The following is a 14,825-nucleotide window of genomic DNA, read 5'->3' as shown; positions in this document are numbered from 1 at the left end:
TCTAGCTAATAGATAGTGAAAGCGTTTCAGAATATGGTTCAAGAGAGGAAGAGGTGAACGGAATGGGTACTAAAACAAAAAAGACCCTATTTAATGTTGATGAGCAAATGAAAGCTATCGCAGCTCAATTTGAAACATTACAAATTTTAAATGAAAAAGGCGAAGTTGTGAATGAAGCAGCTATGCCTGAATTATCTGATGATCAATTAAAAGAATTAATGCGCCGTATGGTGTATACTCGCGTACTAGATCAACGTTCTATTTCTTTAAACCGTCAAGGACGTTTAGGTTTCTACGCACCAACTGCTGGACAAGAGGCTTCTCAATTAGCAAGTCATTTCGCACTTGAAGCAGAAGATTTCATCTTACCAGGATATCGTGACGTTCCACAATTAGTGTGGCACGGTCTACCATTATACCAAGCATTCTTATTCTCTCGTGGACATTTCATGGGTAACCAAATGCCTGAGAATGTAAATGCACTTGCTCCACAAATCATTATCGGTGCGCAAATCATCCAAACTGCTGGTGTTGCGTTAGGTATGAAATTACGTGGTAAAAAATCTGTTGCAATTACTTACACTGGTGACGGTGGTGCTTCACAAGGTGACTTCTACGAAGGTATGAACTTTGCGGGTGCATTCAAAGCTCCAGCAATCTTCGTTGTACAAAACAACCGTTATGCAATCTCTACTCCAGTAGAAAAGCAATCTGCAGCTAAAACTGTAGCACAAAAAGCAGTAGCAGCAGGTATTTACGGAATTCAAGTAGACGGTATGGATCCATTAGCTGTATACGCAGCAACTGCTTTCGCTCGTGAGCGCGCAGTAAATGGCGAAGGTCCTACTTTAATCGAGACTTTAACATTCCGTTATGGTCCACATACAATGGCTGGTGATGACCCAACTCGTTACCGTACAAAAGATATCGAAAACGAATGGGAACAAAAAGATCCAATCGTACGCTTCCGTGCATTCTTAGAAAACAAAGGCCTATGGTCTCAAGAAGTTGAAGAGAAAGTTATCGAAGAAGCAAAAGAAGATATCAAACAAGCAATTGCTAAGGCTGACCAAGCTCCAAAACAAAAAGTTACTGATTTAATGGAAATCATGTACGAAAAAATGCCTTACAACTTAGCTGAACAATATGAAATTTACAAAGAAAAGGAGTCGAAGTAAGCCATGGCTCAAATGACAATGATTCAAGCAATCACTGATGCTTTACGCGTTGAAATGAAAAATGATCCTAACGTACTTGTGTTTGGTGAAGACGTTGGTGTAAACGGCGGAGTATTCCGTGCTACTGAAGGTTTACAAGCTGAATTCGGTGAAGATCGTGTAATGGATACTCCACTTGCAGAGTCTGGTATTGGTGGACTTGCAGTTGGACTTGCACTTGAAGGCTTCCGTCCAGTTCCAGAAATCCAATTCTTCGGTTTCATTTATGAAGTAATGGATTCAGTTTCTGGTCAATTAGCTCGTATGCGTTACCGTTCTGGTGGACGTTGGACTGCTCCAGTAACAATTCGTTCTCCATTCGGTGGTGGTGTTCATACTCCTGAACTACATGCTGATAGCTTAGAAGGATTAGTGGCACAACAACCTGGTCTAAAAGTTGTTATTCCATCTACTCCATACGATGCAAAAGGTCTTTTAATCTCTGCGATTCGTGACAACGATCCAGTTATCTACTTAGAGCATATGAAATTGTACCGTTCATTCCGTCAAGATGTACCAGAAGGTGATTACACAATTGATTTAGGCAAAGCTGACATCAAACGTGAAGGTACAGATGTATCTGTTATCGCTTATGGTGCTATGGTTCATGCTGCATTAAAAGCTGCTGAAGAACTTGAAAAAGAAGGTATCTCTTTAGAGGTTGTTGACTTACGTACAGTTCAACCATTAGATATCGAAACAATCATCGCTTCTGTTGAAAAAACAGGCCGCGTAGTTGTAGTTCAAGAAGCTCAAAAACAAGCTGGTATTGCAGCTAACGTTGTAGCGGAAATTAACGACCGTGCAATCTTAAACTTAGAAGCTCCAGTTGTACGTGTTGCAGCTGCTGATACAGTATTCCCATTCTCTCAAGCTGAGAGCGTATGGTTACCAAACCATAAAGATATTGTTGAAGCTGTTAACAAAGTAATGAACTTCTAATTTTTAGTTTTTCATGTGCAAAAGAAATCAGCACATGCTGGTTTCTTTTGTACATATTCCATAATAATGAAATGAATCAGGGGGCTGAATTCCGTGGCATTTGAATTTAAACTACCAGATATCGGTGAAGGTATCCACGAAGGTGAAATCGTAAAATGGTTTATTAAACCAGGCGATGAAGTAAATGAAGACGATGTACTTCTTGAAGTACAAAATGATAAAGCAGTAGTAGAAATCCCTTCTCCTGTTAAAGGTAAAGTACTTGAAGTACTTGTAGAAGAAGGAACAGTTGCAATTGTAGGAGATACATTAATTAAATTTGATGCTCCTGGATACGAAAACCTTAAATTTAAAGGTGACGATCATGATGAAGCTCCAAAAGCTGAAGAAGCAGCAGTAGAAGCTCCAGCAGCGGAAACTACTCCAGCAGCAACTGCAGAAGTAGTAAATGAGCGTGTAATCGCTATGCCATCTGTTCGTAAATATGCTCGTGAAAAAGGTGTAGATATTCATAAAGTAGCTGGTTCTGGTAAGAACGGCCGTGTTGTGAAAACTGACATCGATGCATTTGCAAATGGTGGACAAACTGTAGCAGCAACTGAGGCTCCAGCAGCAGTAGAAGCTACTCCAGCAGCAGCAGCGAAAGAAGAAGCACCAAAAGCACAACCAATCCCAGCTGGTGAATATCCAGAAACTCGTGAGAAAATGAGTGGTATCCGTAAAGCGATTGCGAAAGCAATGGTTAACTCTAAGCATACAGCTCCTCACGTAACATTAATGGATGAAGTAGATGTAACAGAACTTGTTGCTCACCGTAAGAAGTTCAAAGCTGTTGCAGCTGACAAAGGTATTAAATTAACTTACCTTCCATACGTTGTAAAAGCTTTAACATCTGCATTACGTGAATTCCCAATGTTGAATACTGCTTTAGACGATGCTTCTCAAGAAATCGTTCATAAACATTACTTCAACATCGGTATCGCAGCTGATACAGACAAAGGTCTATTAGTACCAGTTGTTAAAGATACAGATCGTAAATCTATCTTTACTATTTCTAACGAGATCAATGAACTTGCTGGTAAAGCACGTGATGGTCGTTTAGCTCCAACTGAAATGAAAGGTGCTTCTTGCACAATTACAAACATTGGTTCTGCAGGTGGACAATGGTTCACTCCAGTTATCAATCACCCAGAAGTAGCAATCCTTGGTATCGGCCGTATCGCTGAGAAACCAGTTGTGAAAAACGGTGAAATCGTTGCAGCTCCAGTATTAGCATTATCTCTAAGCTTTGACCATCGTTTAATTGACGGCGCAACTGCTCAAAAAGCATTAAACCAAATTAAACGTCTATTGAATGACCCACAATTATTAGTAATGGAGGCGTAATAACAATGGTAGTAGGAGATTTCCCAATTGAATTAGATACAGTCGTTGTTGGTGCAGGTCCTGGTGGATACGTTGCGGCAATTCGTGCAGCACAATTAGGTCAAAAGGTAGCGATTATTGAAAAATCTAACCTTGGTGGCGTATGCTTAAACGTTGGATGTATTCCTTCAAAAGCGTTAATCAATGCAGGTCATCGTTATGAGAATGCAATGCATTCTGATGACATGGGTATCACTGCAGAGAACGTAAAAGTTGACTTTACAAAAGTTCAAGAATGGAAAAACGGCGTAGTTAAGAAATTAACTGGCGGTGTTGAAGGCCTTCTTAAAGGTAACAAAGTTGAAATCATTCGCGGTGAAGCTTACTTCGTAGATGCTAATACATTACGCGTAATGACTGAAGATGCAGCACAAACTTATACGTTTAAAAATGCTGTTCTTGCAACTGGTTCTACACCAATCGAAATTCCAGGATTCAAATACTCTAAACGTGTTATCAACTCTACAGGCGCTTTAAGCTTACCTGAAATTCCTAAAAAACTTGTTGTAATCGGCGGCGGTTACATCGGTATGGAATTAGGTACTGCATATGCTAACTTCGGTACAGAAGTTACTGTAGTAGAAGCTGGCGACGAAATCTTAGCTGGTTTCGAAAAAGCTATGAGCTCTGTTGTTAAACGTGCTCTACAGAAAAAAGGTAACGTAAATATCCATACAAAAGCTATGGCTAAAGGCGTTGAAGAAACAGAAACTGGCGTAAAAGTTAGCTTTGAAGTTAACGGTGAAATCCAAACTGTAGAAGCAGATTACGTATTAGTAACTGTAGGTCGTCGTCCAAACACTCAAGAAATCGGTCTTGAGCAAGTTGGAATTAAAATGACTGACCGTGGCATTATCGAAATTGATGAGCAATGCCGTACAAATATTTCAAACATCTATGCAATCGGTGATATCGTTCCTGGACCACCATTAGCTCACAAAGCTTCTTACGAAGGTAAAGTAGCTGTTGAAGTAATTAGTGGCCATGCATCAGCAATCGATTACATCGGAATTCCTGCAGTATGCTTCACTGATCCAGAATTAGCATCTGTTGGTTACACTAAGAAACAAGCTGAAGAAGCAGGAATGACAGTAGCTGTATCTAAGTTCCCATTCGCTGCAAACGGTCGTGCGTTATCATTAAACAGCACTGACGGTTTCTTACAACTTGTAACGCGTAAAGAAGATGGTCTTCTTGTAGGTGCACAAGTTGCAGGTGCAGGTGCTTCTGATATTATCTCTGAGATTGGTTTAGCTATCGAAGCTGGAATGACAGCTGAAGATATCGCTCAAACAATCCATGCTCACCCAACATTAGGTGAAATCACAATGGAAGCAGCTGAAGTTGCTCTTGGAATGCCAATTCACATTGTAAAATAATTTAAGTAATGTAAATACCCCATCTCTTATTTAAAGAGATGGGGTATTTTTATTTTCATAAAATGACTTGCAAGGTCTTTATATGTACTTGTCGAATGAATATATAATACTTTAAATGAACCGTTAGCATATATGCCGTTATATAATATGTAATTGATTCAAACTTAATCCCATATATTAATAAAATAGAGCATGTCAAAGGAGAAGGTTCCATGAGAATATTACATGTTATATTTTATCATTTTCTATTATGGAGTGGTTTTTCCATTGTATTAACATTATCGAATGGTGATAAGTTTCATTATAAAGTAATTCTCTTTTTCGTATTTCTTTATTTGGCATATGTGATTGCATGTTTTGTATTACACGTAAGAAAGCAGGCATTATTCCTTACGTGTTCAAATTGCATACTTTTTTTAATCATATTCTCTATTTTTTAAATTAACGTTTATAGAAATACATTGTTCTTCCATTAAATAGTTGTAACTCTCCTTCTAATTTCTTCGCTAGAAAACGGCTAAATTCATTTGCTTTTCCTTTATCACCAAATGTTGCTGTAGTAGGCAAAGAAACCTGAATAAAAGATTGTTCCTTTTCTATTCCAATCCCAACATAAATAGAATCATATCGATCGTGACTCGATTGGAGTTTTAATGTTGTTGCTGATGTATCTAATATTTCATAAGGAAAAGCTGTATTTGTATAAGCATAATTAATTTGATCACCAGTCTTGGAAGTAACGGTTTTATAGTTATGAAAAAGGTGTTTAACATCTTCTATTGAAACAGATTGTTGATTGGATTTAGGTACAAGTGTGATAAAGGCGTGTTGCATACAAATTCCCCCTTAGCTTAGTAGAATAATATCATTCTACATCCTACTGAATTTTTTGACAATTAAAAGGAGTATTCCTTTTTTTGTTTAATATATTAATGAGTAGGAAGTGTTATTTAGAAAGGTGGAAACTCATGTTTGAAAAATTGTATGATGAGCATGAAAGTGTGAAGGTACGATTTTTAGGATTTATGACGCATGATACACGTTATGATTTTGGAGTTATTTATACAAATATGTTTTTTGGAAAGCCACTTATTGTTTGTATGCAAACAGGGAGATCTACTTTGCTTGGGAGAGATGATGTAGAAAATGTTCCATATATACAGGAAACTTTTAAGTTAGGATCGGAAGAGGAGGCGGAGGAGTTAGCTCAGTTTTTTAAATTTCTTGTTCCGTCTACTTCTTTGCATGCGGAGTATGAAGAATAATTAACAAGAAACAGTCGTACGTATGAGATATGGCTGTTTTTTTGTGTTAATATCGCATACTAATTTAATTTTAAAATATTTAATGTGTTATACTAAAAACCTATTGACGTAAAAAGTATAACATATTAAAATAAAGACAGAAAGTTAAGCGGTTACAAAAGTTTTTGGGATTATAAACTTAGGGGGAAATGAAAAATGGGAACAATCGTATGTCAAGATTGTGAAGGTACAATTGCACACTTCGAGGATGAGAAAGTAACGGTACTTTACGGGAAATGTGGATCTTGCGGATGTGATCACACAGAACATACAAAAGCCCAATAATTGATAGGAAATTGACAGCTAAAAGTTTTTAGGACCATAAACTTAGGGGGAAATGAAAAATGGGAACAATCGTATGCCAAGTTTGTGAAGGAACAATCGGACATTTTGAAGATGAGAAAACGACAGTACTTTATGGGAAATGTGGTTCCAATTGTGACTGTGCTAGTAGAGACAATGCGAAAGCTTAATCATATATAAGTAGATTATTCTTTAAACTCAGGGGGAAATGAAAATGGGAACAATCGTATGCCAAGTTTGTGAAGGAACAATCGGACATTTTGAAGATGAAAAATCAACAGTACTTTATGGGAAATGTGGATCTCATTGCGAATGTGACCATACAGAACATACAAAAGCTTAATAATTAAGAAAAAACGCCTACACATGTAGGCGTTTTTTTAATAGATTGTAGTTGTATGCCCGACTGTTGCAACAATTGCATCATCTCTAATAGGAATAAATCCTATTGATGTTTGTGGCGTGTTAGGAGGGGCATATTGACTCATCATACGGCTATCAATACGAGTAATAAAATCGGTTAAATAAGCTGAAATAAAAGCATAAGGAATCCTTCGTTCATTTAATGAATAAATAATTTCCTCTTTCGTTTTTACGCCTACGCCATGTCCGTAAAAAAAGAAGTTTCCTAGATAGATTGTATTTTCTCCTTGCCACTCAATCGTAACTGGATTAACTTGTGGATTTTTAAAGTAAACGAGGTCACCTGGAACGATATCGCCACTCGTTTTTGTTATGAGCTTTAAGTCGCGATCGTAGTCCCATGTATAAAGTAAGAGGTTTGCGAATAGACGGTTGAAAGTTTTTTCCTCATATAATGATAGTAATGCTTTGTAAAAAATGATAATCATTGCGGTGGCACATTCAGTTCCATATAGTTTTCCGTTTTTAAAAATATCTTGGATGGCAATGGAAGGGGCTATGTTTGGGAGTAGTTGAAATCCGCCAAGTGATGTTCTTTCCCAAAACTGAGGGTTGCAAAAAGATTGTTGAAACGTACGAAACTGAAATCCACTTTGAAAAAGTTCTAGCGCGGAAGTAATAATATTAACTCGTAAATTAAGATCAAAGCTGAGTTCATCGGCTGTTCGGAAGGAATAAACTTCTTGATTTCCCGCCATTATGGATAAAATCTGTTGTTTTTCAGCTGCAAATGGCTCATATTCATTTGTGATATAAGGGTGTACAATAGAACGGCCTATCACAATCATAATGGTATCCCCACCTATACGTTACAGATTTCGCGATACGGGAAAGCCTATATTGGACTTTAGACATAGGATGAAAGTATCGCTTTTTCATAGAAAAACATTTATCCCGCTATTTGCGGGCAGTAAGAATTCCACCTCAAAATTCGGCTGGAGCCCTGCTGTCCGTAAACGTCCGATTGGTGAAGGCTAATAATCAGTGGGGATGAACAAAACCCCACTGATTAAAGTTTCACTTTATATTTTGGTAGACTTTAACTACAGACAAGTACAAGTCTTTAAAACGCCAATGTGTTCTTTGAAAAAAGATAGCATAGGGAGTTCGATAGCCGAATTCAAGCTATCGGTAAAATGATATGTGTCGTCAAGAACAAGACGCTAAAACACCTGAACACGAATCTGTACGGTATGGTATAGTACCGTAGCTCACGAACCTATACGATTTGTTGTGAGAGTGGTGATGGCACACCGCAATCTTGCACGTCAGCGATACCAGAAATGGACTTCGCCTTAGGTAGCAAAAATCCCACTGAGGTTAGTTAGCTTGCCCCATTAGGGTGGGAATGTCAAATTCTTTAGTATCGTATGAAAAAAAGACAAAAAAGGTGAAAGAAAAGCCTATCAACTGATAGGCTTGTACTCTTTAATAACACGTAATGTTTGTAATGTCATATCTTCAGGACCTTGTACAGGTAACCCAGCTTCTAAATTTTTAAGAATATACTCTAAGTTATCTTGTGTAATAATTTCCCCCGGAGTAAAGATTGGAATCCCTGGCGGATAAACCATAACAAAATCAGCTATAATACGACCTGCTGCGTTTTCAAATGGAATGACTTCTGTTTCTGAATAAAAAGCATCTCTAGGAGAAAGTGCTAGCACAGGTATTTCTGGTATTTCTACTTGTACTTGAACACCTTTGTCTGCTCTATTTCTATATGTTGCTGCTAAATCTTGTAATGCTGTAATAAGTGTATCTGTTTCACTTTCTGTATCTCCAAATGTGATAAGACAAAGTATGTTATATAAATCAGAGAGTTCTACTTCAATGTTGTAATGTTCTCTAAGCCATACTTCAGCCTGATGGCCTGTAATACCTAAATCTTTTACAGATACAATTATCTTTGTAGGATCATAGTTAAAAGTAGCATCTGTTCCTAGCATTTCTTTTCCGGGACAATAAAGATGCTCAATAGCATTAATAGCATCACGAACATGCTCAGCTAATTGTATTGTTTGTTCTATGAGAGCTGTTCCTTCTGTAGCAAGACGTTTTCTAGCAACATCAAGGGATGCTAACAAAATGTAAGAAGTTGATGTAGTCGTAAGCATGCTAATAATGGATTGGACATGCTTTACGTTCACAAGACCTTCTTTTACATTAAGAATAGAGCTTTGGGTTAAAGACCCACCTAATTTGTGAACACTTGTTGCTGCCATATCTGCACCTGCTTGCATAGCTGATATTGGTAGTTCATCATGAAAATGGATATGAACACCGTGAGCCTCATCAACAAGTACAGGAATATCGTAAGAATGAGCTAATTCTACAATCTGCTCTAAATCTGCAGCAAACCCAAAATATGTTGGATTTATAACAAGTAAGCCTTTCGCATCTGAGTGCTCTTCAAGAGCCTTTTTGACAGATTGAATTGTGATCCCATGTGAAATACCGAGCTTCGGATCAATCTCAGGATGCATGAAAATTGGTTTTGCACCTGAGAAAATAATAGCTGACATTACTGATTTATGCACATTCCGTGGCACGAGGATTTTATCCCCAGGACCGCACACGCTCATCACCATTGTCATAATTGCACCACTTGTACCTTGAATAGAAAAGAACGTATGATCTGCACCGAAAGCAGCGGCTGCTAAATCCTGTGCTTCTTTAATCATACCTTTTGGATGATGTAAATCATCGAGCGGCGCAATATTAATTAAATCAATTGCTAATGCATTATGCCCAATAAATTCGCGAAATGTAGGATCCATGCCCTGTCCTTTTTTATGACCAGGAATATGGAATTGAACTGGATTTCGCTTACTGTGCTCAACTAAAGCGGTAAACAATGGTGTTTCGTATTGGGACAATCTATACACCCCTTCTTCTTCGTAATATTTATTAGAGTTTGTTTTATATGATTTCATCTCATTCTAAAAGGAAATTAAGATGACAAACTTTTAGAACTTGACTTGTTTTTCTGCCATTCGCAAAAGCCTTTTTGGGGATGGTAGTCTCACTTTATTCTCTATAAAACAAAAGCATTATATCACCAATAATTATAGATGTATAGAAAAATCGCCTTTTCAAGGTGAGTATATTTAATAGTTATATTTTAAATACTGCAAAGAGGAAGACAATTCCATTGAAATGGATAAATGGTGTATAATGCAGAGTGGCTATAGTGAAGAATAAAAGGTTGTCTTAAAGGTAGCATAATGGAAAAAGAAAGAATACTGAATGAGGTGCAAAAATGGAATATCAATATCCACTTGATTACAATTGGTCAAATGAAGAAATGGTAGCAGTTGTAAAGTTTTATGAAGCGATTGAAAAGGTATATGAAAAAGGAGTTTTGAGAGAAGATTTGATGGAATTATATCGTCGTTTTAAAGAGATTGTGCCATCGAAGGCAGCGGAGAAAAAAATTGATAAAGAATTTCAAGAAGTAAGTGGATATTCTATATATCGTACGATTCAAAGAGCAAAAGAAGTAGCGGAAAAAAAGATTGTAAAAATGTAAAAATATTTTGAAAATTAAAATACGAAGTGCTATAATGTGATAACAACTAAAAACGGACAATATAAATTGTCCGTTTTCTACTATCGATTACAAAGTGCATATAAAGGAAGGAGTGGTTGCATCGTAGATTCAATCTTAGCAAGGAATTGTTCGTTGGTCATTGCTGAAAACTCCTCTGGTGATATATGAATACCGACTAATAACTCTGCTTTTTTCACAGTAGCTAAACGTTCAATCATCTTTTGTAAGTCTTCCGTTTCAAGCGTTTTATGTAGTTTTACACCTGGTTTAGTATGGTCAATGGACCAAACGAAGTCATTTGGAATATTTGTTTTTAAATCATTTAAATGTTCTAAGAAGGCGTGAGCCGTCTCCACTTTTTGTGGACACTCATAGATTAAACCAAAGTATATGAAGGCGTGAGTACCCCATAAACCAATTTGAAAGTGTGGTAACATTTTATATCCACGTTTATTTGTTGAAAAAGCAACCCAAGTATCGTTTGGTGGATTGACTTTGCGGCGTGCATGTTTTGCTACATGGTAGAAAAAGTTTTCATCAGTTTGTTGTGATAAATATTCTGCAAATTGTTCCCCTAAAGCTTCTAGCTTAGGATGAATATTCGTTTTAATTGCGCTCATTCGTTCTTCAAGACCATCAACAGTAAAGACTTCAAAATCAGTTGATGTGAATGTTTGTAGTGTCATGATTGTTCCTCCAACTCCTATTTTGTTTTAATTTTAGCATAGCTTGTACTATTCATAAAAAAAAACATCACAAAAAAATTTAAATAAAAAAATATAATTTTGTTGCATAGATGATTTATCCAACATAGTATAGTATAAAACAAAAAATCAGAAAATTGAATCAATTCTAGTCCGAGGGCAGACGAATATTGGGAGGAGGCAAAAAAAATGAGACAGGTGATTAATGCGTTAAAGAGAACAGATGCTGAAAAGAGAATTCCGGTGCTACGTTTGGAGCTAGATTATGAATTAGCAACTTTATATGATGCGATGATGGATAACGACAAACAGAAAAAAGAAGAGTGCGTACAAAAATTAGAAGTGTTAAGACTTGAAATGATCCGTTTAGAAGCGTAATAATAGTATATGTATAAATAATTAGTTGGTGCGAACCTTATAAAGGGTTCGTTTTTTCTGTGAACAGTATAGATCGGAGTGTTTAAACATGCAAGAAGTATGGAAAGACATCGATACACACGCGAAACAGTGGATTCGAGAAGCCGGAGAACAATTAATGGCGTCACTGAAAAAAACACTTATTATAGAAACAAAGTCAAATGCAGCTGATCTAGTAACAAATATGGACCGAGAAACGGAGCAGTTTTTAATTGGGAAAATTAAAGAAACATTCCCGGCTCATAATATTTTAGGAGAAGAAGGCTATGGAGATGAGATTACCTCTTCTAATGGGGTTGTTTGGTTAATTGATCCAATTGATGGCACGATGAACTTTGTTCATCAAAAAAGAAATTTCGCAATCTCAATCGGGATTTATGAGAACGGTATCGGAAAGATTGGTCTTATTTATGATCCAGTTCATGACGAACTATATCATGCGGTAAAGGGAGAAGGGGCTTTTTGCAATGATTTAGCTATTCCCATGTTGGAAAAAGGAACGGTAGAGCATGGAGTTATAGCTTTGAATGCGATATGGCTTACTGATAATCCATTGCTTAATATGGAAAAAATGATGATGCTCGTTAAGAAGGCGAGAGGTACGAGGTCATATGGTTGTGCAGCGTTAGAAATGGTATATGTTGCCACGGGAAGATTAGACGCATATGTAACACCGCGCTTATCGCCATGGGACTTTGGCGGGGGACAGATTATTGTAGAGGAAGTTGGCGGTAAAGTGACAACGTTCTTGGGAACGCCTCTTTCTATTGTAGAGAAAAGCAGTGTGTTAGTTGCAAAACCAGGAGTATACGAAGAATTATTACCATTTGTATCGCAATAATGAAAAAAGTAAGAGGCATAAAGAAGCTTCTTACTTTTTAATGTTATTGCGATTTACGCATTTTTCTTTTTGTTACAAAACCGTATCCAACTGTAACAAATGTGCCGATAATGCAAATAATAATGCCGATGGGACTATTTTCAGCAATCATAATTCCGATACCAATTAAGAAGATAACACCGATAATTGCTGTTAATAAAAAGCGATATTGAATGTGTTCCATTTCTTCACCCTCCAATCTTATTTTACTTTCACAAAAGTAAGAATACAACTATATTTTCATTCTTGATTTTATTTTGATTGCCATTGTATCCCCTTCGCTCTTATAATAGAGAAGGATTAAAAAGACATTAGGAGTTGGACATGTTGAAAAAACGACAAGATTTACGAAATATAGCAATTATTGCCCACGTTGACCATGGTAAAACAACACTTGTTGACCAGTTATTACGTCAAGCGGGGACGTTCCGTGCGAATGAACATATTGAAGAACGCGCAATGGACTCAAATGATCTAGAAAGAGAACGTGGTATTACAATTTTAGCGAAGAATACTGCGATTCACTATGAAGATAAAAGAATTAACATTTTAGATACACCTGGTCACGCTGACTTCGGTGGAGAAGTAGAACGTATCATGAAAATGGTTGATGGTGTTCTACTTGTAGTTGATGCATATGAAGGTTGTATGCCACAAACACGATTTGTTTTAAAGAAAGCTCTTGAGCAAAACTTAACTCCAATCGTTGTTGTAAACAAAATTGACCGTGACTTCGCTCGCCCTGATGAAGTAGTTGATGAAGTAGTTGACTTATTCATCGAACTTGGTGCAAACGAAGATCAATTAGAGTTCCCAGTTGTATTTGCATCAGCAATGAACGGAACAGCAAGCTTAGATTCAAATCCAGCAAATCAAGAAGAGAATATGAAATCATTGTTTGACACAATCATTGAACATATTCCAGCACCAATTGATAACAGCGAAGAGCCACTTCAATTCCAAGTAGCACTTCTTGATTACAATGACTATGTTGGTCGTATTGGGGTTGGACGCGTATTCCGCGGTACAATGAAAGTAGGACAACAAGTTGCATTAATGAAAGTTGACGGAAGTGTAAAACAATTCCGTGTAACTAAATTATTTGGTTACATTGGATTAAAACGTCAAGAAATTGAAGAAGCAAAAGCTGGGGATTTAGTAGCTGTTTCAGGTATGGAAGACATTAACGTAGGTGAAACGGTATGTCCGGTTGAGCATGAAGAGGCTTTACCATTATTACGTATTGATGAGCCAACATTACAAATGACATTCCTTGTAAATAACAGCCCATTTGCAGGTCGTGAAGGTAAATTCATTACTTCTCGTAAAATTGAAGAGCGTCTTCGTTCACAATTAGAGACAGATGTAAGTTTACGTGTAGATAATACAGATTCTCCTGATGCATGGATCGTATCTGGACGCGGAGAGTTACATTTATCTATCTTAATTGAAAACATGCGTCGTGAAGGTTATGAACTACAAGTATCTAAGCCTGAAGTAATTATTAAAGATGTCGATGGCGTAAGAAGTGAGCCTGTAGAGCGCGTACAAATCGATGTTCCTGAAGAATACACTGGTTCTATTATGGAATCAATGGGCGCACGTAAAGGTGAAATGTTAGATATGGTGAATAACGGAAACGGTCAAGTTCGCCTTACTTTCATGGTTCCAGCACGTGGGTTAATTGGTTACACAACAGAATTCCTAACATTAACTCGTGGTTATGGTATTTTAAACCACACATTTGATTGCTACCAACCAGTACATGCTGGACAAGTGGGTGGACGTCGTCAAGGTGTTCTAGTTTCACTTGAAGCAGGAAAAGCATCACAATACGGTATTATGCAAGTTGAAGACCGTGGTGTAATCTTCGTTGAACCAGGTACAGAAGTATATGCTGGTATGATCGTTGGAGAACATACACGTGAGAATGATTTAACAGTTAACGTTGTAAAAATGAAACAACAAACGAACATTCGTTCTGCAACGAAAGATCAAACTTCAACAATGAAAAAACCACGCTTAATGACTTTAGAAGAGTCATTAGAGTACTTAAACGATGATGAGTTCTGTGAAGTAACTCCAGAATCAATTCGTCTACGTAAAAAGATTCTTGATAAGAGTGAGCGCGAAAGAGCTGCTAAGAAAAAGAAATCTGTAGAAGCGTAAAAATAAAAAAACAACTACCTTTATAAAAGGTAGTTGTTTTTTTATTTTGTTTATTTTTAGAATATTTATTCTTTTTTGTGGACAGTATTTTTTTTGCGAGTTACTCTTG

Annotated in this window: 18 protein-coding genes; 13 read left to right on the top strand and 5 right to left on the bottom strand. The window is 37.0% G+C overall.

From position 1 onward, the window contains the following. The first annotated feature begins 62 nt into the window (after window positions 1-62). From pdhA to NSS97_RS20225, 5 genes are all read left to right on the top strand, one after another. Entirely contained in the window at window positions 63-1,178 is a 1,116-nt protein-coding gene (gene pdhA / locus NSS97_RS20245) for a pyruvate dehydrogenase E1 component subunit alpha (RefSeq protein WP_000536893.1), read from the top strand. Window positions 1,179-1,181: 3 nt separating this feature from the next. Continuing rightward, complete coding sequence (gene pdhB, locus NSS97_RS20240) at window positions 1,182-2,159, top strand: pyruvate dehydrogenase complex E1 component subunit beta (RefSeq protein WP_000068162.1); 978 nt, start codon at window positions 1,182-1,184, stop codon at window positions 2,157-2,159. Window positions 2,160-2,252: 93 nt separating this feature from the next. Further along, entirely contained in the window at window positions 2,253-3,545 is a 1,293-nt protein-coding gene (gene pdhC, locus NSS97_RS20235) for a pyruvate dehydrogenase complex dihydrolipoyllysine-residue acetyltransferase (protein WP_002033838.1), read from the top strand. Between the two features lie 5 nt (window positions 3,546-3,550). After that, the gene (gene lpdA / locus NSS97_RS20230; protein WP_002014851.1) at window positions 3,551-4,963 is read left to right on the top strand and encodes a dihydrolipoyl dehydrogenase; all 1,413 of its coding nucleotides are present in this window, start codon (window positions 3,551-3,553) and stop codon (window positions 4,961-4,963) included. Window positions 4,964-5,175: 212 nt separating this feature from the next. Beyond that, on the top strand, window positions 5,176-5,403 hold the full coding sequence (locus NSS97_RS20225) for a hypothetical protein (RefSeq protein ID WP_002088334.1): 228 nt from the start codon (window positions 5,176-5,178) through the stop codon (window positions 5,401-5,403). Between the two features lies 1 nt (window position 5,404). Here the strand turns inward: NSS97_RS20225 and NSS97_RS20220 are convergent, their stop codons facing one another. Beyond that, the gene (locus NSS97_RS20220) at window positions 5,405-5,797 is read right to left on the bottom strand and encodes a DUF1885 family protein (RefSeq protein WP_002014853.1); all 393 of its coding nucleotides are present in this window, start codon (window positions 5,795-5,797) and stop codon (window positions 5,405-5,407) included. A gap of 134 nt (window positions 5,798-5,931) precedes the next feature. Between NSS97_RS20220 and NSS97_RS20215 the strand changes: the two genes are divergently transcribed. The 4 genes from NSS97_RS20215 to NSS97_RS20200 all read left to right on the top strand — a co-directional run bounded on the left by NSS97_RS20215 (window position 5,932) and on the right by NSS97_RS20200 (window position 6,913). Then, window positions 5,932-6,228 (top strand): DUF3055 domain-containing protein, encoded by a 297-nt coding sequence (locus NSS97_RS20215; RefSeq protein WP_000462037.1) that lies wholly within the window; start codon window positions 5,932-5,934, stop codon window positions 6,226-6,228. A 195-nt stretch (window positions 6,229-6,423) separates the two neighbouring features. Further along, complete coding sequence (locus NSS97_RS20210) at window positions 6,424-6,552, top strand: GapA-binding peptide SR1P (protein ID WP_000536778.1); 129 nt, start codon at window positions 6,424-6,426, stop codon at window positions 6,550-6,552. A 59-nt stretch (window positions 6,553-6,611) separates the two neighbouring features. Then, window positions 6,612-6,740, top strand: a complete 129-nt coding sequence (locus NSS97_RS20205) for a GapA-binding peptide SR1P (protein ID WP_002033839.1) — start codon at window positions 6,612-6,614, stop codon at window positions 6,738-6,740. 44 nt (window positions 6,741-6,784) lie between these two features. Then, window positions 6,785-6,913 (top strand): GapA-binding peptide SR1P, encoded by a 129-nt coding sequence (locus tag NSS97_RS20200; RefSeq protein ID WP_002111497.1) that lies wholly within the window; start codon window positions 6,785-6,787, stop codon window positions 6,911-6,913. Between the two features lie 37 nt (window positions 6,914-6,950). On the opposite strand, the gene NSS97_RS20195 is transcribed toward NSS97_RS20200, so the two are convergent. Both NSS97_RS20195 and speA read right to left on the bottom strand, forming a co-directional pair. Next, a complete protein-coding gene (locus NSS97_RS20195) occupies window positions 6,951-7,781 on the bottom strand; it encodes a protein-glutamine gamma-glutamyltransferase (RefSeq protein ID WP_078175401.1) in 831 nt (276 codons plus the stop codon). Between the two features lie 618 nt (window positions 7,782-8,399). Then, complete coding sequence (gene speA / locus NSS97_RS20190; protein WP_002128878.1) at window positions 8,400-9,872, bottom strand: arginine decarboxylase; 1,473 nt, start codon at window positions 9,870-9,872, stop codon at window positions 8,400-8,402. Between the two features lie 383 nt (window positions 9,873-10,255). Between speA and NSS97_RS20185 the strand changes: the two genes are divergently transcribed. Then, the gene (locus NSS97_RS20185) at window positions 10,256-10,525 is read left to right on the top strand and encodes a UPF0223 family protein (RefSeq protein WP_002014862.1); all 270 of its coding nucleotides are present in this window, start codon (window positions 10,256-10,258) and stop codon (window positions 10,523-10,525) included. Window positions 10,526-10,605: 80 nt separating this feature from the next. Here the strand turns inward: NSS97_RS20185 and NSS97_RS20180 are convergent, their stop codons facing one another. Then, window positions 10,606-11,232: a YktB family protein gene (locus NSS97_RS20180; RefSeq protein WP_002014864.1), complete on the bottom strand. Its 627-nt coding sequence runs from the start codon at window positions 11,230-11,232 to the stop codon at window positions 10,606-10,608. Between the two features lie 207 nt (window positions 11,233-11,439). On the opposite strand from NSS97_RS20180, the gene NSS97_RS20175 reads away from it, so the two are divergent. Further along, entirely contained in the window at window positions 11,440-11,628 is a 189-nt protein-coding gene (locus NSS97_RS20175) for a hypothetical protein (RefSeq protein ID WP_002121995.1), read from the top strand. An 88-nt stretch (window positions 11,629-11,716) separates the two neighbouring features. Further along, window positions 11,717-12,508 carry an inositol monophosphatase family protein gene (locus tag NSS97_RS20170; protein WP_002033721.1) on the top strand — a complete coding sequence of 264 codons (792 nt, stop codon included), beginning with the start codon at window positions 11,717-11,719 and terminating at the stop codon, window positions 12,506-12,508. Window positions 12,509-12,551: 43 nt separating this feature from the next. On the opposite strand, the gene NSS97_RS20165 is transcribed toward NSS97_RS20170, so the two are convergent. Then, window positions 12,552-12,731: a DUF5325 family protein gene (locus NSS97_RS20165; protein WP_000400127.1), complete on the bottom strand. Its 180-nt coding sequence runs from the start codon at window positions 12,729-12,731 to the stop codon at window positions 12,552-12,554. Window positions 12,732-12,871: 140 nt separating this feature from the next. Here NSS97_RS20165 and typA point away from each other — a divergent pair, with 140 nt between their 5' ends. Next, window positions 12,872-14,716 (top strand): translational GTPase TypA, encoded by a 1,845-nt coding sequence (gene typA, locus NSS97_RS20160; RefSeq protein WP_002014867.1) that lies wholly within the window; start codon window positions 12,872-12,874, stop codon window positions 14,714-14,716. Window positions 14,717-14,825 lie beyond the last annotated feature (109 nt).

Source organism: Bacillus sp. FSL R12-0074, from assembly GCF_038005725.1.
Classification (GTDB): Bacteria; Bacillota; Bacilli; order Bacillales; family Bacillaceae_G; genus Bacillus_A; species Bacillus_A mycoides.
This window is presented reverse-complemented; position numbering and strand designations above follow the sequence as displayed.